This window comes from Roseovarius gaetbuli, from assembly GCF_900172365.1.
Taxonomy (GTDB): Bacteria; Pseudomonadota; Alphaproteobacteria; order Rhodobacterales; family Rhodobacteraceae; genus Roseovarius; species Roseovarius gaetbuli.
This window is the reverse complement of record NZ_FWFJ01000010.1, coordinates 61,521-86,245: the sequence shown is the minus strand read 5'-3', so window position 1 is coordinate 86,245 and position 24,725 is coordinate 61,521. Positions and strand designations below refer to the sequence as shown.

General features: G+C 62.4%; 21 protein-coding genes. 15 read left to right on the top strand and 6 right to left on the bottom strand.

The annotated features are described in order from the left end of the window. Positions 1–91: 91 nt before the first annotated feature. The 4 genes from ROG8370_RS07290 to ROG8370_RS07275 all read left to right on the top strand — a co-directional run bounded on the left by ROG8370_RS07290 (position 92) and on the right by ROG8370_RS07275 (position 5,548). A complete protein-coding gene (locus tag ROG8370_RS07290) occupies positions 92–973 on the top strand; it encodes an MBL fold metallo-hydrolase (protein ID WP_085826458.1) in 882 nt (293 codons plus the stop codon). A 17-nt stretch (positions 974–990) separates the two neighbouring features. Continuing rightward, positions 991–2,664: a bifunctional protein tyrosine phosphatase family protein/NAD(P)/FAD-dependent oxidoreductase gene (locus ROG8370_RS07285; RefSeq protein ID WP_085826421.1), complete on the top strand. Its 1,674-nt coding sequence runs from the start codon at positions 991–993 to the stop codon at positions 2,662–2,664. A gap of 60 nt (positions 2,665–2,724) precedes the next feature. Then, the gene (locus tag ROG8370_RS07280; RefSeq protein ID WP_085826420.1) at positions 2,725–4,458 is read left to right on the top strand and encodes a SulP family inorganic anion transporter; all 1,734 of its coding nucleotides are present in this window, start codon (positions 2,725–2,727) and stop codon (positions 4,456–4,458) included. A gap of 85 nt (positions 4,459–4,543) precedes the next feature. Beyond that, positions 4,544–5,548 (top strand): GT-B fold glycosyltransferase domain-containing protein, encoded by a 1,005-nt coding sequence (locus tag ROG8370_RS07275; protein WP_085826419.1) that lies wholly within the window; start codon positions 4,544–4,546, stop codon positions 5,546–5,548. A 60-nt stretch (positions 5,549–5,608) separates the two neighbouring features. Here ROG8370_RS07275 and ROG8370_RS07270 read toward each other — a convergent pair whose 3' ends face one another. After that, the gene (locus tag ROG8370_RS07270; protein WP_085826457.1) at positions 5,609–6,022 is read right to left on the bottom strand and encodes a VOC family protein; all 414 of its coding nucleotides are present in this window, start codon (positions 6,020–6,022) and stop codon (positions 5,609–5,611) included. 92 nt (positions 6,023–6,114) lie between these two features. Between ROG8370_RS07270 and ROG8370_RS07265 the strand changes: the two genes are divergently transcribed. From ROG8370_RS07265 to ROG8370_RS07225, 9 genes are all read left to right on the top strand, one after another. Beyond that, on the top strand, positions 6,115–7,395 hold the full coding sequence (locus tag ROG8370_RS07265) for an O-acetylhomoserine aminocarboxypropyltransferase/cysteine synthase family protein (protein ID WP_085826418.1): 1,281 nt from the start codon (positions 6,115–6,117) through the stop codon (positions 7,393–7,395). A 146-nt stretch (positions 7,396–7,541) separates the two neighbouring features. Beyond that, entirely contained in the window at positions 7,542–9,992 is a 2,451-nt protein-coding gene (locus ROG8370_RS07260; RefSeq protein ID WP_085826417.1) for a hypothetical protein, read from the top strand. Next, positions 9,992–11,920: a cation:proton antiporter domain-containing protein gene (locus ROG8370_RS07255; protein WP_085826416.1), complete on the top strand. Its 1,929-nt coding sequence runs from the start codon at positions 9,992–9,994 to the stop codon at positions 11,918–11,920. Before ROG8370_RS07260 ends, ROG8370_RS07255 begins: the two co-directional genes overlap by 1 nt. Positions 11,921–12,068: 148 nt before the next feature. Beyond that, entirely contained in the window at positions 12,069–12,545 is a 477-nt protein-coding gene (locus ROG8370_RS07250) for an NUDIX hydrolase (protein WP_245827251.1), read from the top strand. A gap of 69 nt (positions 12,546–12,614) precedes the next feature. Further along, positions 12,615–13,064: a DUF1178 family protein gene (locus ROG8370_RS07245; RefSeq protein ID WP_085826415.1), complete on the top strand. Its 450-nt coding sequence runs from the start codon at positions 12,615–12,617 to the stop codon at positions 13,062–13,064. A 21-nt stretch (positions 13,065–13,085) separates the two neighbouring features. Continuing rightward, a complete protein-coding gene (locus ROG8370_RS07240; protein WP_085826414.1) occupies positions 13,086–13,733 on the top strand; it encodes an SDR family NAD(P)-dependent oxidoreductase in 648 nt (215 codons plus the stop codon). Between the two features lie 146 nt (positions 13,734–13,879). Then, positions 13,880–15,118: an aspartate kinase gene (locus ROG8370_RS07235; protein ID WP_085826413.1), complete on the top strand. Its 1,239-nt coding sequence runs from the start codon at positions 13,880–13,882 to the stop codon at positions 15,116–15,118. A gap of 74 nt (positions 15,119–15,192) precedes the next feature. Further along, complete coding sequence (gene ptsP, locus ROG8370_RS07230; RefSeq protein WP_085826412.1) at positions 15,193–17,433, top strand: phosphoenolpyruvate--protein phosphotransferase; 2,241 nt, start codon at positions 15,193–15,195, stop codon at positions 17,431–17,433. 191 nt (positions 17,434–17,624) lie between these two features. After that, the gene (locus ROG8370_RS07225) at positions 17,625–18,407 is read left to right on the top strand and encodes a ZIP family metal transporter (RefSeq protein WP_085826411.1); all 783 of its coding nucleotides are present in this window, start codon (positions 17,625–17,627) and stop codon (positions 18,405–18,407) included. 12 nt (positions 18,408–18,419) lie between these two features. Here ROG8370_RS07225 and ROG8370_RS07220 read toward each other — a convergent pair whose 3' ends face one another. Next, positions 18,420–19,214, bottom strand: coding sequence for an EcsC family protein (locus ROG8370_RS07220; RefSeq protein WP_370738327.1), 795 nt, complete (start codon positions 19,212–19,214; stop codon positions 18,420–18,422). A 32-nt stretch (positions 19,215–19,246) separates the two neighbouring features. Beyond that, positions 19,247–19,732, bottom strand: a complete 486-nt coding sequence (locus ROG8370_RS07215; protein ID WP_085826410.1) for a GNAT family N-acetyltransferase — start codon at positions 19,730–19,732, stop codon at positions 19,247–19,249. 107 nt (positions 19,733–19,839) lie between these two features. On the opposite strand from ROG8370_RS07215, the gene ROG8370_RS07210 reads away from it, so the two are divergent. After that, positions 19,840–20,445: a flavin reductase family protein gene (locus tag ROG8370_RS07210; RefSeq protein ID WP_170925194.1), complete on the top strand. Its 606-nt coding sequence runs from the start codon at positions 19,840–19,842 to the stop codon at positions 20,443–20,445. Between the two features lie 76 nt (positions 20,446–20,521). Here the strand turns inward: ROG8370_RS07210 and ROG8370_RS07205 are convergent, their stop codons facing one another. Next, positions 20,522–22,186 carry an ABC transporter permease gene (locus ROG8370_RS07205; protein WP_085826408.1) on the bottom strand — a complete coding sequence of 555 codons (1,665 nt, stop codon included), beginning with the start codon at positions 22,184–22,186 and terminating at the stop codon, positions 20,522–20,524. 98 nt (positions 22,187–22,284) lie between these two features. Next, a complete protein-coding gene (cobT, locus tag ROG8370_RS07200; RefSeq protein WP_085826407.1) occupies positions 22,285–23,301 on the bottom strand; it encodes a nicotinate-nucleotide--dimethylbenzimidazole phosphoribosyltransferase in 1,017 nt (338 codons plus the stop codon). A gap of 77 nt (positions 23,302–23,378) precedes the next feature. Between cobT and cobS the strand changes: the two genes are divergently transcribed. After that, entirely contained in the window at positions 23,379–24,137 is a 759-nt protein-coding gene (gene cobS, locus ROG8370_RS07195) for an adenosylcobinamide-GDP ribazoletransferase (protein WP_085826406.1), read from the top strand. 59 nt (positions 24,138–24,196) lie between these two features. Here cobS and ROG8370_RS07190 read toward each other — a convergent pair whose 3' ends face one another. Continuing rightward, a complete protein-coding gene (locus tag ROG8370_RS07190) occupies positions 24,197–24,709 on the bottom strand; it encodes a CarD family transcriptional regulator (protein ID WP_085826405.1) in 513 nt (170 codons plus the stop codon). Positions 24,710–24,725 lie beyond the last annotated feature (16 nt).

Genomic DNA, 24,725 nt, shown 5'->3' with positions numbered 1-24,725 from the left:
AAAATGGAATCGGTGGCCGGGCGCCCTGCCCTGTCACCTTTTGCACTGAATGGCCCGCCCCGCGCCTGATCTTTACGCCAAGGAGACCGCAATGAGCTATCCCGTAGATATGACCGTTACCCCCGAGGTATCCGCCCATTTCGATGAGGACACCAACACGATCAGCTATATCGTCAAGGACCCGTCGAGCAACCATTGCGCGATTGTCGATAGCGTCATGGACATCGACTATGCCGCCGGCCGGATCACCTATGATCACGCCGACGCCCTGATCGCGGAAATTCAGAGCCGTGGCCTGACCCTTGACTGGATCATCGAGACCCATGTGCATGCCGACCACCTTTCGGCGGCGCCCTATATTCAGGCCAAGCTGGGCGGCAAGATCGGTGTCGGCGAAAAGATCATGATCGTGCAGGACACCTTTGGCAAAGTCTTTAACGAGGGCACCGAGTTTCAGCGTGACGGCTCGCAGTTCGACGCCTTGTTCAAGGATGGCGACACCTACCAGGTCGGCAATATGCAGGGCTTTGCCATGTATACCCCCGGCCACACGCCCGCCTGCATGGTGCATGTGATGGGCAATGCGACATTCACCGGCGACACGCTGTTCATGCCCGATGGCGGCTCGGCGCGGGCGGATTTTCCCGGCGGCGACGCGGCACAGCTTTACGACAGCATCCAGAAGGTGCTTGCCCTGCCCGACGAGATGCGCCTGTTCATGTGCCACGATTACGGCCCCAACGGCCGCGACATTCAGTGGGAAACCACCGTGGCCGAGGAAAAGGCCCACAACATCCACGTCGGCGGCGACAAGACCCGCGAAGATTTCATCAAGTTCCGCACCGAGCGCGACGCGACGCTGGCGATGCCGCGGCTGATCATCCCGTCGTTGCAGGTCAACATGCGCGCCGGCGAGGTGCCGACCGATGCAGACGGCAATCCGATGCTCAAGGTGCCGGTCAACAAGCTCTGAACTCCGGGGGAAGTCTTTTGGAAATCAAGAAAATCACGCCGGGCCTTTCGGTCGCTGCACAAATCACCGCCGCCGACATGGCCGCGATCAAAGAGGCGGGCTTTCGCTCGGTGATCTGCAACCGCCCAGATGGCGAGGGCGCCGATCAGCCAACCTTTGACGAGCTTGCAAAGGCCGCCAAAAAGGTTGGGCTTGAGGCGGCTTACCTGCCGATCGAGTCGGGCAAGGTTGGCGACGAGGATGCCGAAGGATTTGGCGCGGCGCTGAGCGCTTTGCCGGGGCCGACGCTGGCCTTTTGCCGCACCGGAACGCGCTCGGCGACGCTCTGGTCGCTGTCGCAGGCCAAGACGGTTGAGCTGTCTGATATCCTCGCCGCGACAAAGGCGGCGGGCTATGACATGGCCGGTGTGGTGCGCCGGATCGCCAATGGCGGCAAGACGCCAACCGATACCGGCGATGCCAGCTTTGAGGTGGTGATCGTCGGGGCCGGCGCCGGTGGCATCGCCGCCGCCGCAAGCCTGAAGGCGCGCAAACCGGGACTTGAGATCGCAATCATCGACCCCGCCGATATCCATTATTACCAACCCGGCTGGACCATGGTCGGCGGCGGCATTTTCGAACCCTCAGACACTTCGCGCACCATGGGTTCGCTTATTCCGAGCGGCGTGCATTGGATCAAATCCGCCGTCGCCGCCTTTGAGCCGGACAACAACGCGGTCATCCTCGATGGCTGTCGGGTGGTGAAATACAAGCGCCTGATCGTCTGTCCGGGGATCAAGCTTGACTGGCACAAGATCGACGGTCTTGTCGATACTTTGGGCCAGAACGGCGTGACCTCGAATTACCGCTATGACCTCGCGCGCTATACCTGGGAGCTGGTGCAGGGCATGAAAGAGGGCCGCGCGATCTTTACCCAGCCGCCGATGCCGATCAAATGCGCCGGCGCGCCGCAAAAGGCGATGTATCTGTCGGGCGATGCCTGGTTCCGGCGCGGCGTTCTCAAGGATATCGACATTCAGTTCAACAATGCCGGCGGCGTGCTCTTCGGGGCCAAGGATTACGTTCCGGCGTTGATGGAGTACGTCAAAAAATACGACGCAACGCTGAATTTCTTTCACAATCTGGTCGCGGTTGACGGCCCGGCCAAAAAGGCCTGGTTCGATGTCGCCAAGCCCGACACCCCGGTCGAGCGCGTCGAGATGGAGTTTGACATGATGCATGTCTGCCCGCCCCAGACCGCGCCCGATTTCATCCGCGTTTCGCCGCTGGCGGATGCGGCGGGGTGGGTCGATGTGGATCAGGCAACGCTGCGCCACAAAACCTATGACAACATCTGGTCACTGGGCGATGTGATGAACGCCCCCAACGCCAAGACCGCCGCCGCCGCGCGCATTCAGGCGCCTATCGTGGCCGAGAACATCGTGGCCGACATGCGCGGCGGCTCGCCCGTGGCCCAGTATAACGGCTATGGCTCGTGCCCGCTCACGGTCGAGCGCGGCAAAATCGTTCTGGCGGAATTCGGCTATGGCGGCACATTGCTTCCGAGCTTTCCCAAGGCGCTTATCGACGGCACCAAGCCCTCGCGCGCGGCATGGTTCCTGAAGGAAAAGATGCTGCCGCCGATTTATTGGAAGGCCATGCTAAAGGGTCGCGAATGGATGGCCAAGCCCGAAAAAGTCACTGTAAAGTAACCCCAAGCGCGCCGCCCTTGCCCCACCCGCAAAGGCGGCGCCGACAAGACAGAGCCCTATATGCACCCTTACCTGATCCGCTATCTGCCCATCCTGAAATGGGGCGGGGCCTATGATCGCACAGCCCTTGGCAATGACCTTATTGCGGCTGTGATCGTGACGATCATGCTGATCCCGCAATCGCTGGCCTATGCCCTGTTGGCGGGATTGCCACCCGAGGCCGGGCTTTATGCCTCGATCGCGCCGATCATCCTTTATGCGATCTTCGGCACCAGCCGCGCGCTTGCCGTCGGCCCGGTGGCGGTGGTGTCGCTGATGACCGCCGCCGCGCTGAGCAATATCGTGGAACAGGGCACCATGGGCTATGGCATTGCGGCCCTGACGCTGGCGGGCCTGTCGGGGGTGATCCTCTTGGGCATGGGGCTTTTCCGGCTGGGGTTCGTCGCCAATTTCCTGTCGCATCCGGTGATTGCCGGCTTCATCACCGCCTCGGGGATAATCATCGCCGCAAGTCAGCTCAAGCATATCCTCGGGATCAATGCGCAGGGTCACAACCTCTGGGAAATCGTGGTGTCGCTGATCGAACATCTGGGCGAAACCAATGTGATCACCGCCGTGATCGGGGTGCTTGGGACCGTATTCCTGTTCTGGGTGCGCAAGGGTCTCAAGCCGCTGATGCAGCGCCTTGGTGCGGGTGCGGGCGTGACGGGCATCATGGTCAAGGCCGGGCCGGTTGCGGTTGTCGTGCTGAGCACGCTGGCCGTCTGGGGATTTGGCCTTGCGGATCAGGGCGTGAAAATCGTCGGCGAAGTGCCGCAGAGCCTGCCGCCGCTGACCCTGCCGTCGCTGTCGCCCGGCCTTCTGGGCCAGCTTTTGCTGCCGGCTTTCCTGATCTCGATCATCGGTTTTGTTGAATCGATCTCGGTGGCCCAGACATTGGCGGCCAAGAAACGCCAGCGGATCGACCCCGATCAGGAATTGATCGGCCTTGGCGCCGCCAATATCGGCGCCGCGTTCACTGGCGGCTTTCCGGTGACGGGCGGGTTTTCACGCTCGGTCGTGAACTTTGATGCGGGCGCGGAAACCCCGGCGGCGGGGGCCTATACGGCGGTCGGGCTGGCGATTGCGGCGCTGTTTCTGACGCCGCTGATCTATTTCCTGCCCAAGGCGACGCTGGCCGCGACCATCATCGTCGCCGTGCTCAGCCTTGTGGATTTCAGCATCCTCAAACGCAGCTGGGGCTATTCAAAGGCCGATTTCGCCGCCGTTCTCGCGACCATCCTTCTGACGCTTGGGTTCGGGGTCGAACTGGGCGTGTCCTCCGGGGTTGGGGTGTCGATCCTGTTACATCTTTACAGATCATCGCGCCCGCATGTGGCCGAAGTCGGGCAAATCCCCGGCACCGAACATTTCCGCAATATCCTGCGCCACAAGGTTTTGACCGATCCGCACATCGTAAGCCTTCGGGTCGATGAAAGCCTCTATTTCGCGAATGCGCGCTTCCTTGAGGAGAAAATTCACAACCGGGTCGCGCGTGATCCAAATATTCGCCACGTCATCCTGCAATGCTCGGCGATCAACGAGATCGACTTCAGCGCGCTTGAATCGCTTGAAACGATCAACGACCGCCTGCGCGAGATGAATGTTCAGCTTCACCTCTCTGAGGTCAAAGGCCCGGTGATGGATCGCCTTGAGGCACAGCATTTTCTGGATGAACTGACCGGCCGGGTCTTTCTGTCGCAATATGAGGCGGTCAAAGCCTTGAAAACGCCCGCCGACGGGGTGCGGGCCTGAACCCAGGTCACTTCCCCTCTTCTGCCCCTGTCGGATTGTGCCTATACTGCCCCCAAAGACGTAAGACATAAACCGGGGCGCGAGCATGGCAAAGACCACGGAACAACAGAGCAATTTCAACATCGTGATTGTCGGTCAGGGCGGGCGGTTGCAATTCGAGGCGCTGATTTTCGCGGCCTCCCTGCGCGACCAGAGCCCCGTCTTTCAAGGTCGGCTGTTCGTGGCCGAACCTCAGTCGGGGCCGCTTTGGCCCAATGATCCCGGCATCAAGGGTGAGGAGACCCGCGCGTTGCTGGAAGATCTGGGCGCCGAGATCATCCCGTTTGAGAGCAAGCAGTTTGGCCATGCCTATCCCTATGGCAACAAGATCGAGGCGCTGCTGAGCCTGCCCAAAGGCGAGCCTTTCGTGTTTTTCGACACTGATACGCTGGTGACCGGTGATCTGAGCCGGGTGCCGTTTGATTTTGACCGCCCCACCGCCTCGATGCGGCGCGAAGGCACCTGGCCGCAGCTTGAACTTTACGGCCCCGGCTATGGCGCCATCTGGAAATCGCTTTACGACAAGTTCGGGCTTGATTTTGAAAGCTCTCTGGATCTGAGCCAGCCCGATGAATACTGGCAGCGCTATCTTTATTTCAACGCCGGGTTCTTCTTTTACAAATGCCCGCATGCCTTTGGTCAACGGTTTTTGGAGTATGCCCTGGCCATCGCCAAGGACGCCCCACCGGAACTGATCTGTCAGTCGCTAGACCCCTGGCTCGATCAGGTGGCGCTGCCCCTGGTGATCCATTCACTTGGCGGGGGGCGTGACACGATCCCGACCGGTCTTTTGGATGGCGACATCACCTGTCATTACCGGGTTCTGCCGCTGCTCTATGCGCGCGAATCCGATCATGTGGTAAAGGTTCTGGAAAACGTGACAGCGCCGAACCGGGTCAAGAAGGTGCTCAAGGAATACGATCCGATCAAGCGAATGATCTATCAGGGGCGCGGCCAAAAAGTGCGCGCCCTTTTTGATCAGGACGACCTGCCACGCCGCGAACAGGCGATCCGCAATACGATCAAACGCAACGGATTTTGGATGCGCTAGGCCCCAGAAAATTCGCCGAATTTTCTGGGGTTGAGATTTTTCGTCGAAAAATCTTGCCTCTCAAGATGCAAACACAGCGTTCATATCGGCAAAACCTTTCAATTCCACAGGGTTGCCCGAGGGATCACAGAAGAACATCGTCCATTGCTCTCCCGGCTCTCCTTCAAAGCGCACCGTGGGCGGGATCACGAACTCTGTGCCCGCCTGCGCAAGCCGCTCGGCCACCTCGCGCCATGTCTCAAGCGGAAGAACCACCCCGAAATGCGGCATCTGCACCATGTGTTCGCCAACCTTGCCGGTGGCCTGCGTGGCAAAGGGCGCGCCCAGATGCAGGCTAAGCTGATGGCCGAAAAAATCGAAATCCACCCAGGTTGCGGTCGATCTTCCCTCAACAGCCCCCAAAAGCCCGCCATAAAAGCCGCGCGCCGCGTCCAGGTCGGTCACATTGATCGCAAGGTGAAACGGATATGCCATCTTGGCCTCCTCTGAATGTCTCAACGCCAGTTGTGGCGCAAACTCGGATGCCCTAAACCCGAATGCAAGCATTTCCGAGGAGGATCGACCAAATGGCTTATGGCTTTGACACATTGCAAATTCACGCCGGCGCACGGCCTGACCCCGCCACCGGCGCGCGGCAGGTGCCGATTTACCAGACAACCGCCTATGTATTCCGCGACGCGGAACACGCCGCGGCGCTCTTCAATCTGCAAGAGGTGGGATATATCTATTCGCGCCTGACCAACCCGACCGTCGCCGCACTTCAGGAACGTGTGGCCACACTTGAAGGCGGCGTCGGCGCTGTTTGTTGCTCATCCGGGCACGCGGCCCAGATCATGGCCCTTTTCCCGCTGATGGGGCCGGGCCTTAACGTGGTGGTCTCGACCCGGCTTTACGGCGGCTCGATCACCCAGTTCAGCCAGACCATCAAGCGCTTTGGCTGGTCGGCTACATTCGTTGATTTCGACGATCTCGATGCCGTGGCGGCCGCGATTGATGACAATACCCGCGCCGTATTCTGCGAATCCATCGCCAATCCAGGCGGTTATGTCACCGATCTGGATGCGGTGGCGAAGATCGCCGATGCCGCTGGTCTGCCGCTTATCGTGGATAACACAAGCGCCACGCCTTACCTCTGCCGCCCGATCGAACATGGCGCGACACTTGTCGTGCATTCGATGACCAAATACCTGACCGGCAATGGCACCGTCACCGGCGGCGTCGTAGTGGATTCGGGTAATTTCGACTGGTCCGCATCGGATAAGTTTCCGTCGCTGAGCGAACCCGAGCCCGCCTATCACGGCCTCAAGTTCCACGAGACCTTTGGCCCGCTCGCCTTTACCTTTCACAGCATTGCCATCGGTCTGCGCGATCTGGGTATGACCCTCAACCCGCAAGCCGCGCATTACACGCTGATGGGCATCGAAACCCTCAGCCTGCGCATGGAACGCCATGTTCTGAACGCCGAAAAGGTGGCGGGCTGGCTTGAAAGCCATCCGACGATCGAGGCAGTGACCTATGCCGGGCTGGCCTCGTCGCCCTATCACGACCGCGTCGCGCGGATTTGCCCCAAGGGCGCCGGCGGGCTGTTCACGATTGCCCTGAAGGGCGGCTATGACGCCTGCACGCGCTTTGTCGACAGTCTGGAATTGTTCAGCCATGTGGCCAACCTTGGCGACACCCGAAGCCTTGTGATCCACTCGGCCTCGACCACGCACCGCCAGCTTTCGCCGGAACAGCAGACCGCCGCCGGGGCCGCGCCGAACGTGGTCCGCATCTCTATCGGGATCGAGGATGCGGCCGATATCATCGCCGATCTGGATCAGGCGCTGACCAAGGCCCACGGCTAACGCCGCACCGCACCCTCCCCCGCCCGACCCTGTTGCTTGCGGGGCCGGGCAGGGGTTTTTGTTTGCCTCGGCGCGAAGCTGCTATAAAATCAACGCGGTGAAAGCAGGACTCCCGATTGCGCCTTGCCAGTGTTAGAGCGTTAGATATGAAACCCAATTTCGCCTTATCCCTGTCCTTCGAGGGCATCGCCCTTTTGCATCGCGTCGGCGCGGGCTGGCATCTGGTGGGTGAGGTGACCCTCGATTCAGAGGACCTGAGCGGCGATCTGGCGGCCTTGCGGGCCAAGGCCAAGGCGCTTGATCCGTCGGGCTTTGCCACCAAGCTGATCCTGCCGAACGAGCAGATCAAATATCTTGAGCTTTCCGCAGACAGCGCCCCGGACGGCGATCTTGATCGGGCAGTGACCGACGCACTTGACGGGGCCACGCCCTATGCGCTTGACGATCTGGCTTATGATTGGGCCTTGGACAGCGACAGAATTTTGGTGGCTGCGGTTGCCCGTGAAACGCTGGAAGAGGCCGAGGCCTTTGGGCTTGAACATGAGATCAACCCGATAAGCTTTGTCGCGCGCCCCGATGACGATGCTTTTCCCGGCGAGCCGTTTTTCGGCATCACCCGGCATGCCCGCGACACGCTTGGGGCCAAGGTTCGGATTGATCGCGATGACGCTGCGGTTGCGATCATCGGCGCAGCTCATATGCCCGAGGTTTCTGAGGTTTCTGAGGTTTCTGAGGCACTTGCGGCGATTTCTGATGCGCCGCAAGCCCCTGCGGAGACGGCGCCGGAAACGGCTGCCAAGCCAGCCCCGGAGCCCACCGCCGAGAAACCAGCCGAAATGCCGCCGGTGGCGTTTTCCAGCATCCGCGCCGATCGCGGAATCAATCCTGAAACAGGCCCAAGTCCTGCCCCGAAACTTGCCGGTGCCGCGCGCTTTACGCCAACGGCCCCGTCGGCGCCGCTGCCTGACCTGCCAAGCCCCGGCCCTGCGCCCTATCTGACCGGCGCGCCCGAACCGGCGCTGACCGAGCTTGCCGCGGAAAGCCTTTTGTCCGCGACAAAGGACAGTGACACAGCCGAAACGCCACGCAAGTCCGGCTTTTTCAACCGCCGCAGCAAGACACCCAATCCCGCCAAGAAAAAGCCCGCGAAAACCAAGGCCAATTCACCGGAAGAGGCCGAGCGCCTGACGATCTTTGGCGCGCGCGCCGATCAGGCCGTTGGCGGCAAACCGCGCTATCTCGGGGTGATCCTGACGGCCATTTTGCTGGTCGTTCTGATGATTATTGCGGCATGGGCGGCGATGTTCACCGACGACGGAGTTGCCGGAATTTTCCGCAAATCCCCGCCCGAAATCGTGGCCACCCCCACGGCGCCGCCGAGTGCAACCGAAGACCCGGTGGCGGATGCCGCCAATCAGCCAACCCCGCTGCCCGAAGGGCCCGCCCCCGAGGCAGCCCCGATCGAGACCGCGCTTGCTCCTGTGCTTGCCCCGCAACCCGATGAGATCGAACCCGAGCCAGAGCTGGCCGCCGCCGCGACGGCGGCCACGGTCACGGCGGCGGAACTTACCCCGGATCAGGCCCTTGCGCGTTATGCGGCGACCGGCATCTGGCAGATGGCTCCGACCCCGACAGAGGCCCCCAACCCCACCGGGCTTGATGATTTCTACCTTACCTCGATTGACGACAGGGTGAATTTTCAGGATGCCGTCGCCCTTCCCGCTGCGCCGAACGCGCAGGCGGACAGACGGCCCGAAACGCCCGCCTCACCGGCGCCGCCGGACACACAGTTCGTGATTGGCCCGCGTGGCTTTGTTCTGGCGACGCCGGGGGGCGCGCTGACGCCGGACGGCGTGTTGGTGCGCGCAGGCCCGCCCCCGCGCAGCCCGCCCGACATGCCCGCGCGCGCCGTGCCCCTGCCGGGGATCGAGCAAACCGCCGAGGCCTTGGCCGAGCAAAAGCGGCTTGGCGGCATTCGCCCGCGCACCCGCCCCGATAATCTGGCCGAGCAACAGGAACGCGGCTCGCTGAGCGGGCGCACGCGATCAGAGCTGGCGGCGCTGCGGCCACGAACGCGGCCTCAATCGGTCCTTCAGGCCGCAGCCAATGCCAGTGCCGCTGCCGCCTCTGCTGCGGCGGCGGTGCTTGACACCTCTGCGGTGGCTGCGGCCCTGGCCGAGGCCGTTGAAACGCCAGAGCCCGAGACGCGCGGCACGGCACAGGCGGTTCTGGCCTCGCTCAAGCCGAAAACCCGGCCCGGCAATTTTGACAAGATCGTGCGCCGCAGCAAACCGGCCGACACGCCAAGCATTTCCGGGCAGACCGCCAAGCGCGCCGCGCCGTCGATTCCAACCACCGCCTCGGTGGCGCGACAGGCGACCGCGCGCAACGCGATCAACCTGCGCGACGTCAATCTGATCGGCGTTTATGGCAATCCCAAGAACCGCCGCGCCCTCGTGCGTCTGTCCAATGGCCGCTATCAAAAGGTACAGGTCGGCGACCGCTTGAACGGCGGGCGTGTGTCGGCCATCGGCGACACCGAACTGCGCTATAAAAAGAGCGGTCGCGACGTGGTGCTTCGGATGCCGAAAGGCTGATGGAAGCGTTCCTTTTCCAAGCCTCGATCTATCTTGCGGCAACCGTGATTGCCGTGCCCCTGGCCGCGCGGCTCGGGCTTGGGTCGGTGCTTGGCTACCTGTTGGCCGGGGTGCTGATCGGGCCGGTGTTTGGCTTTGTCGGCGGCCATGAAACCGCAGAATTACAGCATGTTGCCGAATTCGGCGTGGTGATGATGCTGTTCCTGATCGGGCTTGAACTTGAGCCGCGCGCGCTCTGGGATATGCGCCATCGCCTGCTTGGGCTTGGCGGCTTGCAGATCGTCCTGACCACATCGGCGATCATGACCGGGGCAAGCCTCTTGGGTCTCGGCTGGAGTGTGGCGCTTGCGATTGGCCTTATCTTTGCGCTCTCGTCGACGGCGATTGTTCTGCAAACCCTGTCGGAAAAGGGGCTGATGCGCACGGGCGGCGGGCGCTCGGCGTTCTCGGTGTTGCTGACACAGGATATCGCGGTGATCCCGATGCTGGCCTTCCTGCCGCTTCTGGCGCTGCCGAAAACCGCCGATATGGTTCTGGGCGAGTTTCTCACGCGCGATGCCAAAACGGCGGATCACGCCGCAACCGGCGCCCATCAGGTGGCGCAATCGCTGATCGCGAGCCTGCCGGGTTGGGGGGCTGCGCTTGTCACCATCGGCGCGGTGGTCGCGATCATTCTGGCCGGTATTTACCTGACGCGCCCCGTGTTTCGCTTTATCCACGCGGCGCGCCTGCGCGAGATGTACACCGCGCTTGCCCTGCTGATCGTGGTGTCGATTTCGTTCCTGATGATGCTGGTGGGGCTGTCGCCCGCGCTTGGGGCGTTCCTCGCTGGGGTGGTCCTGGCCAACAGCGAATTCCGCCACGAGCTTGAAAGCGATATCGCGCCGTTCAAGGGCCTGTTGCTGGGCCTGTTCTTTATCACCGTCGGGGCGGGGATCAATTTCACCACCCTGTTTGGCGCGCCGTTCCTGATCCTTGGGCTGGCGCTTGCGGTGATCGTGATCAAGGGCAGCGTTCTGTGCCTTCTGGGCTGGGCCTTTGCCCTGCGGGGGCGCGATCTTTGGCTGTTCACGCTGGGATTGGCGCAGGCGGGGGAATTCGGGCTTGTGCTGATCGGGTTCACCGATCAGCAGCATGTTCTGCCGCGCGGGCTGAGCGAAACGCTCTTGCTTGTGGTGGCGATGACCATGCTGATCACGCCGCTTTTGTTCATTCTCTATGATTGGCTGTCACAGCGTATTCAGGACAGTGGCGAGACGCAGGATGCCGATGAGATCGACACCAAAGGCCCGGTGATCATCGCCGGAATCGGGCGTTTCGGGCAGGTGGTCAACCGGCTTGTACGCTCAAGCGGGTTTGAAACCGTGGTGCTTGATCATGACCTCAACGCGATCCAGCGCATGCGCCGCTTTGGCATCAAGGGGTTCTTTGGCGACCCGACGCGCCCCGATCTTCTTCATGCCGCGGGCCTGCACGAGGCGCGCGTTCTTGTGGCGGCGCTTGATGACCCGGAGGCCGCCGTGCGCCTTGTCGCCTTTGCGCGCCGCGAATGCCCCGATCTTCACATCATCGCGCGGGCACACGATCGCACCCATGTGTTTCGCCTTTATCAGGCCGGGGCCAATGACATCGTGCGCGAACTTTTCGACAGCTCGCTGCGCGCCGGGCGCTATGTGCTTGAAAACATGGGGCTTACGGAGTTCGAGGCAGCGGAGCTTGAGAAAACCTTTTATCAGCATGATCGCGGGTCGGTGCGTGAGCTCGCCGCGCTTTGGGATCCCGGCATCCCGACAATCGACAATGCCGCCTATATCAAGCGCGCGCGCGAGTTGGAAAAAGACCTTGAAACCATGCTCTTGTCCCAGCTTGAAGAAACAGCCCATCCCGCGCCGAATGACGATACTCCGGCTGACAGCAAAGACACCTAACGGTTTGTTTGCCTTTTTCGGGGCAGATTGGTCACGATCTGCGGTGTGACGCACCGTTGTCTGCAAATCTCGCTGGCAAGATCGCGGGGCGGCGTTATATGATTGTCCGCACCTCCCCATGGAACGAGCAGCCTCAGGGAACGGGCGAATGAGCTTTCAGGCGATACAGCAAATGCCGCTTGCCCTTCCGGCGGCCACAAAGACCGAAGTGCGCACGCAATTTGCGGCGCTTTGCTATCGCATGGTGCGCGACAAGCCCGAAATCCTGTTGATCACCAGTCGTGGATCGGGCCGCTGGATCGTGCCCAAGGGCTGGCCGGTGGCCGGCAAAACCCCCGCAGAAATCGCCCAGCTTGAAGCCTGGGAAGAGGTCGGCGTGCGCGGGCGCGCCTATGAACAATGCCTTGGCGCCTATTCCTACACCAAGGCAATCGGGCCAGAGCGCGGCCTGCCCTGTCTTGCGATGGTCTATCCGGTGCGGGTCAAAACCCTTGCCGGAAAATTCCCCGAGGCCGGACAGCGCAAACACAAGTGGCTGCGCCCCAAAAAGGCCGCCGCCCGCGTGGATGAGCCGGAACTCAAGCATATTATCCGGAGCTTCGATCCGCACCGTTTGGGCCTTTAAGCTGCGGTTGCGCCTTGATCTTTGCCCGGCCACACGTAAGTATCCATGGTATTGCATTTGGACCGGGACATGATTCAATTCAGCCTGAAATGCGCCGAGGATCACCGCTTTGATAGCTGGTTCCAATCGGCCGAAGCCTTTGAAAAGCTGCGCGCTCGCAGCATGGTGACCTGTGCTGTCTGCGGATCGGATGAGGTGGAAAAGGCGCTTATGGCGCCGCGTGTGCGTTCCAGTCGCAAAGACGCGCCAGACGGCGCGCCCCCCCAAGCCGCGGGCGGCGCGCTTAGCAAACCCGCAAGCCCCGCAGAACAGGCTATGGCCGAGTTGCGACGCAAGATCGAGGAAAACTCGGAATACGTCGGCGGCAATTTCGCGCGCGAGGCGCGCGACATGCATGACGGTGTCACGCCCGAACGCGCGATTTACGGCGAAGCCCGCCCCGAAGAGGCGCGCAAACTGCTCGAAGAGGGCGTGCCCGTTGCCCCCCTGCCCTTTATTCCGGGCCGCAAGTCAAACTGATCACATCCCGAAAGGATTTCCATGCATATCGTCATCACAGGCGCGAATCGCGGCATTGGCAAGGCGCTCGCAGACAGCTATCGCGCGGCCGGGCACCAGGTGACCGGCACCGCGCGCGCGCCCTCGGGCGATTTGATCGCGCTTGATGTGACCGATCCGACCGCTCATCACGCGATGGCACAGCAGATCGGCGATCAGCCGGTCGATCTTTTGATCTGCAACGCCGGGGTCTATCCCGACAAGCACGAAACCCTCGAAGATGGCTACCCGGCCTCGATGTGGGCACAGGCGTTTGCCACCAATGTGACCGGCGTTTTTCTGAGCGTTCAGACACTCTTGCCGCGGATCAAGGCGGCAAAGGCGGGCAAGATCGCGGTGATCTCAAGCCAGATGGCAAGCCAGACCCGCGCGCCCGGAGGCAGCTATATCTATCGGGCCTCAAAGGCGGCGGCGCTAAATCTTGGGCGCAACCTGGCGGTTGATCTGGCGCCCAAGGGTATTGCCGTTGGCATCTATCATCCCGGCTGGGTGCGAACTGACATGGGCGGGGACGCCGCCGCCATTTCGGTGGAAGAGGCCGCCCAGGGGCTGGTTGAGCGGTTTGCAGAGCTTGATCTGGCCGACACCGGATGCTTTCGTACCTATGACGGCCAGGACCACGACTTTTAGGGGGGCGCATTTTCTTATCCTAAGAAAATGCCCAAGAAAATTCGTACGAATTTTCTTGTCTGTCGCGCCCTGCGACACCTGCCCTCTTGCACCGGGCCCTGCCCGCGCGTAAACCGCGCGCGACAAACCGGCTCAGGACATAGATAATGCCCGTTCTCGTTATGAAATTCGGTGGCACCTCTGTTGCCACGCTTGACCGTATCCGCCGCGCCGCAAAACGCGTGGGCGTTGAAGTGGCCAAAGGCTATGACGTGATCGTCATTGTCTCTGCCATGTCGGGCAAAACCAACGAGCTTGTCGGCTGGGTCAATGAAATCTCGCCGCTTTACGATGCGCGTGAATATGACGCCGTGGTCAGTTCCGGAGAGAACATCACCGCCGGTCTCATGGCGCTGACGCTTCAGGAAATGAACGTACCCGCGCGCAGCTGGCAGGGCTGGCAAGTGCCGCTCATGACCAATTCGGCGCATTCTTCGGCGCGCATCGAAGAAATTCCCACCGATAACCTCAATGCCAAATTCGGCGAGGGCATGCGCGTCGCCGTGGTTGCCGGCTTTCAGGGGATTTCCCCCGAGGGCCGCATCACCACGCTTGGGCGGGGCGGGTCGGATACCACCGCCGTGGCCTTTGCCGCCGCCTTTGGTGCCGAGCGCTGCGATATTTATACCGATGTCGATGGGGTCTATACCACTGACCCAAGGATCAGCTCGAAGGCGCGCAAGCTTGACAAGATCGCCTTCGAGGAAATGCTTGAACTGGCCTCGCTTGGGGCCAAGGTGCTTCAGACCCGCTCGGTCGAGCTGGCGATGCGCTACAATGTCCGGCTGCGGGTTCTCAGCAGCTTTGAGGAGCAATCAGACGACGCAGGAACCCTGGTCTGCGCCGAGGAGGAAATCATGGAATCAAATGTCGTAAGTGGCATCGCCTATTCGCGAGACGAGGCAAAGATGACCCTCATTTCTGTCGCCGACCGCCCCGGCATCGCCGCCGCAATCTTCGGGCCGTTGTCCGAGGCCGGTGTGAATGTCGATATGATCATTCAGAACATCGCCGAAGAGGGCCGTACCGACATGACGTTTTCGTGCCCCACCGATCAGGTCAAGCGCGCGGAAAAGGCGCTGGAAGAAGCCAAGGAAAACGGCGATATCAACTATCACGATCTGGTTGCCGACACCGATGTGGCCAAGATTTCCGCCGTCGGCATCGGCATGCGGAGCCAATCAGGCGTCGCCGCCAAGATGTTCAAGACGCTTTCCGATGAAGGCGTGAACATAAAGGTCATTGCAACCTCAGAGATCAAGATTTCTGTGCTGGTCGACCGGAAATACATGGAACTTGCGGTCCAAGCCCTGCATGATGCCTTTGAATTGGATAAAGCGGCCTGATCCTGTTTCTACCGGATAATTTGCGGTAAGGGTCGGGCCAGGATCTGAAATCGCGCCCGGGGTGCAATGCTGCCATGACCAAGACATTCAAGACCGACAGCCGTCAGATGCTGGGGCGTCTACGCGACGTCATGGCAGAAGATGCCGCAGGTCAGGCACGGCTTGATCAGATCACCCGGCTGATTGCCGAGGAAATGCGCACCGAGGTCTGCTCGATCTATCTGTTTCGCGACGAAGACACGCTGGAGCTTTGCGCCACAGAGGGCCTTAACCCGCAAGCCGTTCACGAAACCCGGCTCAAGCTTGGCGAGGGTCTTGTGGGGCGCGTGGCGCGCAAGGGCCAGGTCGTGAACACCGATGATGCGCCCGCGACCAAGGGCTTTCGCTTCATGCCGGAAACCGGGGAAGAGGCCTATTCGTCCTTCATGGGCGTGCCGATTCAGCGGCTTGGCGAAAAGCTTGGCGTGCTGGTGGTGCAATCCAAGCAATCGCGGCTGTTCTCGGAAGAAGAGATTTACGCCGTCGAAGTGGTCGCCATGGTGCTGGCCGAGATGGCCGAGCTTGGCGCCTTTGTCGGCGAAGGCGCGGCGATGTCGGCGCGCCACCAACAGGCCAAGCTGTTTCGCGGCACCACCGTGCAGGAAGGCACCGCGCAGGGCCATGTCTGGCTTCACGAACCGCGCGTCGTTGTCACCAACCCAATCGCCGAAGACCCGGTGCGCGAGCTTGAGCGCCTGCATGAGGCGGTCGAGACCCTGCGCGTCGGCGTCGATCGGATGCTCTCGACCGCCGGGGGCGACAAGGATCAACTCGAGGTGCTCGAGGCCTATCGGATGTTCGCCAATTCCAAGGGGTGGATGCGCCGGATGGAAGCGGACATAGATAGCGGCCTGTCCGCCGAGGCCGCCGTCGAGAAAGAGCAATCAGCGGCGCGCGCGCGGATGAATCAGGTCAGCGACTCCTACCTGCGTGACCGCCTGCATGATCTTGATGATCTCTCGAACCGGCTTTTGCGTATTCTGACCGGGCAAGGCGCAGAAACCGGGGCCGAGATGCCATCCGATCCGATCCTCATTGCGCGCAACATCGGTCCGGCCGAGCTTTTGGATTATGGCCGCTCTCTCAAGGGGATCGTACTTGAAGAGGGCTCTGTCGGCAGCCATGCGGCGATTGTGGCGCGGGCCCTGGCGATTCCGCTGGTGATCCACGCGGCGCGCATCACCACAGAGGCGCTGAACGGCGATCCCATTCTGGTGGATGGCGATCAGGGGTTGGCGCATCTGCGCCCCGACGACGCGATCGTGGCGGCCTTTCGCGACAAGATGGCGATGCAGGCAACCGCGCAGGAACGCTATGCCTCGATCCGCGACAAACCGGCCACGACGCGCTGCGGTCAGACGGTCAAGCTCAAGATGAACGCCGGACTGATGGCCGATCTGCCCAGTCTTGAAAGCTCCGGCGCCGAAGGCGTGGGCCTGTTTCGCACCGAGCTTCAGTTCCTGATCCGAAGCCATATGCCCAAGCGCGCCGAGCTTTCAGAGCTTTACTCGCGGGTGATGGACGCCGCCAAGGGTCAGCGCGTGGTGTTTCGCACGCTTGATATCGGGTCGGACAAGGTCCTGCCCTATATGAAGGCCACGGACGAGCCGAACCCGGCCATGGGCTGGCGCGCGATCCGCGTCGGATTGGATAAGCCGGGCGTGATGCGCATGCAGCTTCAAGCGCTGATCCGGGGCGCCAAGGGGCGGCATCTGTCGATCATGTTCCCCTTCGTGGCGCAACGCAGCGAGTTCACCGCCGCGCGCGCCGAAATGGACAAGGCGCTTGAACGCGAGCGCATTCTCGGCCATCCGCTGCCGGTTTCAATCGAGGTCGGGGCAATGCTTGAAACCCCCTCGCTCGCCTTTGCCCCCGATGATTTCTATCGCGAGGTTGATTTCATCTCGATCGGCGGCAATGACCTCAAACAGTTCTTCTTTGCGGCTGATCGCGAAAACGAGCGGGTGCGCAAGCGCTATGACACCCTCAATGTCAGCTTTCTCAACTTTCTCGAAGGCATCGTTTATCGCTGCGCCACCACCGGCACCCCGCTCAGCTTTTGTGGCGAGGATGCCGGCCGCCCGGTCGAAGCCGCCTGTCTGACCGCCATCGGCTTTCGCACGCTATCGATGCGCCCGGCCTCAATCGGGCCGGTAAAAAGCCTGCTGCGGCGGCTTGATCTTGGCGAATTGCGCGGCGTGATCCACGCCGAACGCGACAGCGGCGCCCAATCGGTGCGCGACGCGGTGATGGAGCATCTGCGCGGCAAGTTCTGAGCCTTCCGGTTAGCGTAGGGTGGGTAAAACCCACGCTGCTTGCGCCGACACAAGGATAAAGCCCCCCGCAACGCCCCGGTTCCGTCGCACAATATTACAGCCTGTAACGCGCGATCACTTGCGCTTTTCGATCTCTGTGCCATGCCTCTATAAGACAAGGTTAGCCAAGCCAAGCAAACCATAAGACAACCGTGGAACATTTATCGCCCATCACACTCGGATTTCTAGGAAGCCTTATTGCCGGTCTGATGACCGCCGTCGGTGCCATCCCCGTGCTCATGGGCAAAACCCCAAGCCGCGCCATTCGCGATATGTCGCTTGGCTTTGCGGCCGGGGTGATGCTCTCGGCCTCGTTCTTTTCGCTGATCATTCCGTCGCTTGACGCGGCAACCGTGCAATATGGCGACGGCGCCCTGCCTGCGGCGCTTGCGGTGGCGGGTATCCTTCTGGGGATGGCCGCGGTTGCCGTGCTCAATGAAACCCTGCCACACGAGCACTTCAACACCGGGCGTGAAGGCCCGGATGCGGGCTCTTTGCGGCGGGTCTGGCTGTTCATCATCGCGATCACGATTCACAACTTTCCCGAGGGGCTTACCGTCGGTGTCGGCTTTGGCGCGCATGGTCTTTCGGGCGGCATGCCGCTGGCGATCGGGATCGGGCTTCAGAATGCACCCGAGGGATTGGCGGTCGCGGTCGCTCTGCTTGGCGAAGGTTATAGCCGCCGCCGCGCCTTTGGCATCGCCGCCCTCACCGGCCTTATCGAGCCGATTGGCGGCCTCCTTGGTGCGGCGATCATCTCGGTCTCAGAGCCGTTCCTGCCCTGGGGTCTGGCCTTTGCGGCCGGAGCGATGCTCTATGTCATCAGCCATGAAATCATCCCCGAAACCCACCGCAGCGGCCATCAGAACAAGGCCACGCTCGGGTTTTCCATCGGCCTCGTGCTGATGCTGTTTCTCGATGTCTGGCTTGGCTAGGGCGCGGCGCGGCTAGTCCTGCCGCGTCGGCATTTTGCTGACCTGAAGGCGCAATGCCTCGACCATGTCACCATGGTCGCGCCCGGCATCAATCGCCAGACGGCGCAGGCCGAAATGCACATGCGCCATCTGCTGGTAGTACCTGGTATAGGCGTAATTCGTCGCTGCCCCGGCGGCGGCGCCCAAAATCGGCACCGTCTGCGCCGCAAGCTTTTGCCCGAGCACCGTGGCAAGCCGTGGCGCCACCCGCGCGATAAGGGAATTGAGCGCGGCCCCGGTCACCGTCACCCGCGTACCGATAAACCCAAGATCCGCGCCATCATCGCCAGACAATGGCCCCGCCGCGCCGAACACCTCGACCGCCTCGAAACGCACGCTTGGCTCTGCGGGATCAAAGCCGTGCTCGATCGCCACGTCCTGAATGGCGCGCAGCAAGACCGTCGTCGTCACCGGCAATTCCGCCAGTGCCGTCGGCAAGCCCCCCATGCCGCCCGCCGCCCCCATCGCCGTGGTCACCGCCCGCGCCATCCAGCCGGGTTGGTCGCCGACCACCTCGCGCGAGCGGTGCGCCATCTCCATCGCCCGGTAAAGCGCGCTTTCGGTGACCTCGCCAAGACGCGTCCGCACCGCCACCGGCAGACGATCCAAAAGCCCCTCGGCCTGTCCGCCGACAAGGTTCAACAGATCAATCGCCGCATTGCCCGCGCGCGCATGGCGGCGCGCCAGATCCAACAGCCGCGCGTCGATCTCCTCGGCGTCAATCGGCCTGCCCAAAAGCTCCATCTTCGTGTCCTGACTGTGATCCATGAGGTAACAGATTGCCCCTGTCGGCCCCTAATTCAAGCGTGACGGGTCACCTTCCCGGTTACATGATCCCACGCGCCGGGCCGTAATTCCAGCCCCAGAACACGCTCGGGATTGGTGGGCGGCGGCATCTCGACGCCGCTCAATCGCTCAAAGCCAAAGCGCCCGTAATAGGGGGCGTCCCCCACCAGCATCACCCGCTCCCAGCCTTTTTCCCGCGCCCGCTCAAGGCTGTCCTGAATCAACAAGCGGCCAAGCCCCTCGCCCTGATGGGTCGGATGCACCGCCACCGGCCCCAGCAAAAGCGCCTCGGCCCGCCCGACACGCACCGGCCAAAACCGGATCGCCCCGGCCAGAATGCCCCCATGATCGCGCGCCACAAGGCTAAGCCCCGCGACCGGCGCCACCCCGTCGCGCAGCCGGTAAGACGACAAGGCCTCACGCCCCGGTGCAAAACACAGGTCATAAAGCGCCTCGACTTCCCACCAGTCTTCGGCTGTTTCGGGCCGCAGATCGAACATGCGGGCCACCCCTTTCGTGAATTCGACTGGCAATGCGCGTAGCACGGCGCTAGGTCTGGCACAAACCAGATCATGCCAGATCATGCCAGATCATGAAGGAGAGACAGATGTTCTACAAACCCGAGGATGGCCACGGCCTGCCGCACAATCCGTTCAACTCCATCGTGACCCCGCGCCCGATTGGCTGGATATCGACCCGCGGCGCCGATGGGCGGGACAATCTTGCGCCCTATTCGTTTTTCAACGCCGTCGCTTACGTGCCGCCGCAGGTGATGTTTTCCTCGACCTCGGCCAAGGAAGATCGCGGCGACACCAAGGACAGCGTCGCCAATATCCGCGAGACCGGCGTGTTCTGCGTCAATATCGTCGAATACGAGATGCGCGACGCAATGAACCAGACCTCCGGCCCCTGGGATCGCGAGACCGACGAGTTCGAGCTCGCCACCCTGGCCAAGGCCGAATGCGACACGATTGCCTGTTCCCGCGTGGCCGCCGCGCCCGCCAATCTTGAATGCAAACTGACCCAGATCGTACAACTCCCCGGCGAGGCGAATTTCGCCGTCTTCGGCGAGGTGATCGGCGTGCATATGCGCGATGATTGCATGGTGGACGGCATGTTCGACGTGCTGCGCTACAACCCGCTCACCCGGCTTGGCTATCAGGATTATTCGGTCATCCGCGAAAAGTTCAGCCTCAAGCGCCCCGGCGAATAGGGTCGCGGCTTCTTCTTGCGACAAATATCCCGGGGTGAATTGGCCAACGGCCAAGAGGGGCAGCGCCCCTGCCCCGCTATCCGGCTGAAATCGCAGTGCCAAGCTTGGCGGCGCTGCGCCCGGGGCTATCGCGGCCAATCGTGCGGCACAGGATCAGCACCGGGATAAGACCAAACCCGACCAGCACAAGCGAGGGCACCGCCGCCTCGGCCAGCCGCTCGTCAGCGGCAAGGCGGTGTGCCTGCACCGCAAGCGTCTGAAAGTTGAACGGATGCAGGATAAGCGTCGCGGGCAGCTCTTTCATCACATCGACAAAGACGATCAACAGCGCGGTCAACACGCTGGTGCGCGCCACCGGAAGATGCACCCGCAGCAAGAGCTTCGGCCCCGGCTGGCCAAGGGATCGGCCAATCGCATCGAAATGCCCCGGCACCGTCGCCATGCCGCTGTCATAGGCATTGAGCGCGGCGGCCATGAAGCGCGCCACATAGGCCAGCACCATCAGCCAGATCGACCCGGTGATCAAAAGCCCGGTGCGGATGCCGAATGTCTCGCGCATGAAAGCATCCACGCTATTGTCGAGCGCCGCCATCGGCACCATGAGCCCAACGGCGATCACGCCGCCGGGCACCGCATAGCCAAGCCCGGCCCCGACCACCAACCAACGCGAGGCCCGCCCCGGTTTGGTGCGGGCGCGAAAGCCGATAAGCACCGCCCCGATCACCGTCAGAACCGCCGCCACACTCGCCAGCGTCACCGAGTTGGCCATGAAGCCAAGATAGCGGTCCGACAAAAGGCTTTGCCCCGATCCCATCGCCATGCTGCCCAGCATGACAACCGGGATGACAAAGCCAAGCAGGACCGGCAAAAGGCAGATCGTGAAGGCGATCCAGCCGGCCGCGCCGCGCAATCTGGGCCGCTCCATCGTCTCGAACCGCGCGCCGCGCCCGGCTGTGCGCGCGCGCCCGCGGCTGGCGCGCTCAAGCCCTGCCAGAAGCAGGGCAAAGCTCAGCAGGCAAAGCGCCAGTTGCGCCGCCGCCGCCCGGTCGCCAAGCGAAAACCACGCCTGGTAAATGCCGGTGGCAAAGGTCTGCACGTTGAAAAAGGCCACCGTGCCGAAATCGGCAATCGTTTCCATCACCGCCAAAAGCGCACCGCCCGCAATCGCCGGGCGCGCCATCGGCAGGGCCACCCGCCAGAACGCCGCGAGCGGCGAGCGGCCAAGCGTGCGCGCCACCAGAAAGGCATTGGCGCTTTGTTGACGAAACGAGGCGCGCGCCAGAAGGTAGACGTAGGGGTAAAGCACGATGGTCAGCATCACCGCTGCGCCGCCAAGGCTTCGAACTTCGGGAAACCAGTAATCGCGCGGTCCCCATCCGGTCGCTGCGCGCAGGGCGGTCTGCACCGGGCCGGGGTGGTCAAGCATATGGGTATAGGCATAGGCCATCACATAGGCCGGAAACGCCAGCGGCAGCGCAAGCGCCACCTCAAGCAATCGCACGCCCGGAAAGCGATAGACCGTCACCAGCCAGGCCGTGACCGATCCGATCACCGCCGTGCTGATCCCGACCACCACCACGAGGGTCAGCGTCGTCGCCGTATAGCGTGGCAAAACGGTCGAGAGCACCTCGCGCCAGGTCTGTAGATCGCCGGTCAGCGCGGCGAGGGCCGCCGCAAGAATCGGGGCGACGCAAAACGCCACCACGACCCATGCCAGACGATGCAACAGGCGCTCGCTCATGCCTTCGCCTCCTTCGGGCGCAATTTCCGACTGTTTTGATCAGTATTCCCTGCGCCGCAGAGGGTCAAGAGAGGCAGGCGCGCTGTTTTGGCGCGTGATCAACCGGTTGAAACGCCCGCCTCGGCAAAGCTTGCCATGCCCGAATGACAGGCCAACGCGCCCTGAAGGATACCAATCGCAAGCGTCCCGCCAGAGCCTTCGCCAAGGCGCATGCCAAGCGACAGGATCGGCTCTTTTTCAAGATGGGCGAGAAGCCTGACATGCCCCGGCTCGGCGCTGACATGACCCGCGACCGCGTGATCAAGCGCGCCGGGGGCTGCCACGTCGAGGCAGGCCGCCGCAGCGGTGCAGATAAAGCCATCCAAAATCAACGGGATAGAAAGAACCCTTGCGCGCAGAATCGCGCCCGCCATCGCCGCCAATTCGCGCCCGCCAAGACAGCGCAGCGCCTCTAGCCCGTTGTGGTCGGCCCCCGGATTGGCCGCGACCGCGCGCGCGACGACCTCGGCCTTATGGCCCATCGCCTCGGGCGCAAGCCCGGTGCCCCGCCCGGTCCAGCCCGGCGCGTCGCCGCCAAACAGCGCGAGCGCGATGGCCGCCGCGCTGGTGGTATTGCCGATCCCCATTTCGCCAACCACAAGCAGGTCGGTCTCTACGTTCACCGCATCCCAACCGGTTTTGAGCGCGCTTACCACCTCGGCCTCGGACATCGCCGGGCCCTTGGTCATGTCCTGTGTCGGGCTGTCAAGCGCGAGGGCATGCACATCCATCCGCGCACCCACGACCCCGGCGAGTTGATTGACCGCCGCGCCGCCACTTTGGAAATTCGCCACCATTTGCGCGGTAACCTCGGCGGGAAAGGCGGAAATGCCCTGCGCCGTGACCCCGTGATTGCCGGCAAAGACGATCACCTGCGGGCATTGGATGCGGGCGCGCGCATCGCCGCGCCAGCCGCAATACCAAAGCGCCAGATCCTCAAGCCGCCCAAGCGCGCCCGGCGGCTTGGTCAGCTGCCCGTCACGCGCACGCGCCGCGTCAATCGCGGCGGCGTCGGGGGCGGGCAAATCCCTTAAAAGGGCGGAAAATTCGGCGAGGGTGGTAAAAGTTAGCGGCATAAGAGCCTCATTGCATGTTATTTGCCCTCTGTGTATCGCAGTGCCAGCCGAGGCCCCAGCCGAAAAAGGGCGCGCCCATGACGGAAAACGACAAGACCCTGATCCGCGCCGTAGATGTGCCGCTGGCGCTTAGCCTGCTCAGCCGTTTGCCGGTGCCGGTGCGCGCCTATGATCGCAGCGCAGAGGCGGCCTGGGCCTATCCTTTGGTTGGCGTCGTGCTTGGCACTCTGGCCGCATTTGGCGGGCTTTTCACGGGGTGGATCGGCCTTCCGGCGCCTCTGGCCGCCCTTTTCGCGCTCAGCCTTTTGATCGTGCTGAGCGGGGCGATGCACGAGGATGGGCTGGCCGATACCGCAGACGGGCTCTGGGGCGGATGGGACCGGCAAAAGCGCCTTGAGATCATGAAAGACAGCCATATCGGAAGCTATGGCGTTCTGGCGCTGATCCTGTCGCTTGGGGCGCGGTGGGGCGCACTCTGGCTGTTGTTCGAGACCTCGCAGACCACGGCAGCACTCGCGCTTATCGTGGCGGCGACCCTGTCGCGTGGGGTGATGCCCGCGCTTATGGCCGCCCTGCCACATGCGCGCGACAGCGGACTGTCGCGCCGGGTGGGACGGGTCGCACCGATGAGCGCCGCGCTTGCGGGCCTGCTTGCCGGGGCCGTTGCTGTCGTGATGCTCGGCGGCGCGGGCGTCACGGCGGTGCTCTGTGCCGGTCTGGCGGCGCTTGGCGTCGGCGCGATTGCGCGGGCCAAGATCGGCGGGCAGACCGGCGATATCCTGGGCGCAAGCCAGCAGATCGCGGAAATCGCCGTGTTGTTCAGCCTTCTGAGCTAAGCCGCAAACGAAAAAGGCCGCACCCATCCGGCACGGCCCTTTCCAATCAGATCAAAAGCTTAGGCTGCGACGCGCGATATCAGAACGTCACCAACCTGCTTGGCGGCCAAGACCTCGTCGCCACCGCTTACGGCGGCCACTTCGCGGGTCAGACGCTCAAGCGCGGCTTCATAAAGCTGACGCTCGGAGTAGCTCTGTTCGCGCTGATCGTCGGCGCGGTGCAGGTCGCGCACGACCTCTGCAATCGCGATAAGATCGCCCGAGTTGATCTTTTGCTCGTATTCCTGCGCCCGGCGCGACCACATCGCGCGCTTGACCTTGGCCTTGCCCTTGAGGGTGGTCATCGCCTTGGAGACCACATCGGGGCTGGACAGGCTGCGCATGCCGATTTCGGTTGCCTTGTTGGTCGGCACCCGCAGGGTCATCTTGTCTTTTTCGAACGAGATCACGAACAGTTCCAGCGTGATGCCGGCGATTTCCTGTTCTTCGATCGAAACGATCTGGCCCACACCGTGAGCCGGATAAACCACATAATCGTCAGGACGGAATTCGGACTTTCTGGACTTCGTCATTCAGGTCTTCCTCGCA

Excerpts from the sequence above, each read along its gene's own strand:
- ptsP (WP_085826412.1), top strand. The coding sequence starts at position 15,193 with ATGACCAAGACATTCAAGACCGACAGCCGTCAGATGCTGGGGCGTCTA.
- ROG8370_RS07205 (WP_085826408.1), bottom strand. The coding sequence starts at position 22,186 with ATGAGCGAGCGCCTGTTGCATCGTCTGGCATGGGTCGTGGTGGCGTTT.
- ROG8370_RS07190 (WP_085826405.1), bottom strand. The coding sequence starts at position 24,709 with ATGACGAAGTCCAGAAAGTCCGAATTCCGTCCTGACGATTATGTGGTT.
- ROG8370_RS07240 (WP_085826414.1), top strand. The coding sequence starts at position 13,086 with ATGCATATCGTCATCACAGGCGCGAATCGCGGCATTGGCAAGGCGCTC.
- ROG8370_RS07260 (WP_085826417.1), top strand. The coding sequence starts at position 7,542 with ATGAAACCCAATTTCGCCTTATCCCTGTCCTTCGAGGGCATCGCCCTT.
- ROG8370_RS07210 (WP_170925194.1), top strand. The coding sequence starts at position 19,840 with ATGTTCTACAAACCCGAGGATGGCCACGGCCTGCCGCACAATCCGTTC.
- ROG8370_RS07245 (WP_085826415.1), top strand. The coding sequence starts at position 12,615 with ATGATTCAATTCAGCCTGAAATGCGCCGAGGATCACCGCTTTGATAGC.
- ROG8370_RS07280 (WP_085826420.1), top strand. The coding sequence starts at position 2,725 with ATGCACCCTTACCTGATCCGCTATCTGCCCATCCTGAAATGGGGCGGG.
- ROG8370_RS07265 (WP_085826418.1), top strand. The coding sequence starts at position 6,115 with ATGGCTTATGGCTTTGACACATTGCAAATTCACGCCGGCGCACGGCCT.
- ROG8370_RS07250 (WP_245827251.1), top strand. The coding sequence starts at position 12,069 with ATGAGCTTTCAGGCGATACAGCAAATGCCGCTTGCCCTTCCGGCGGCC.
- ROG8370_RS07275 (WP_085826419.1), top strand. The coding sequence starts at position 4,544 with ATGGCAAAGACCACGGAACAACAGAGCAATTTCAACATCGTGATTGTC.
- ROG8370_RS07235 (WP_085826413.1), top strand. The coding sequence starts at position 13,880 with ATGCCCGTTCTCGTTATGAAATTCGGTGGCACCTCTGTTGCCACGCTT.
- ROG8370_RS07290 (WP_085826458.1), top strand. The coding sequence starts at position 92 with ATGAGCTATCCCGTAGATATGACCGTTACCCCCGAGGTATCCGCCCAT.
- ROG8370_RS07255 (WP_085826416.1), top strand. The coding sequence starts at position 9,992 with ATGGAAGCGTTCCTTTTCCAAGCCTCGATCTATCTTGCGGCAACCGTG.
- ROG8370_RS07215 (WP_085826410.1), bottom strand. The coding sequence starts at position 19,732 with ATGTTCGATCTGCGGCCCGAAACAGCCGAAGACTGGTGGGAAGTCGAG.
- ROG8370_RS07270 (WP_085826457.1), bottom strand. The coding sequence starts at position 6,022 with ATGGCATATCCGTTTCACCTTGCGATCAATGTGACCGACCTGGACGCG.
- ROG8370_RS07220 (WP_370738327.1), bottom strand. The coding sequence starts at position 19,214 with ATGGATCACAGTCAGGACACGAAGATGGAGCTTTTGGGCAGGCCGATT.
- cobT (WP_085826407.1), bottom strand. The coding sequence starts at position 23,301 with ATGCCGCTAACTTTTACCACCCTCGCCGAATTTTCCGCCCTTTTAAGG.
- cobS (WP_085826406.1), top strand. The coding sequence starts at position 23,379 with ATGACGGAAAACGACAAGACCCTGATCCGCGCCGTAGATGTGCCGCTG.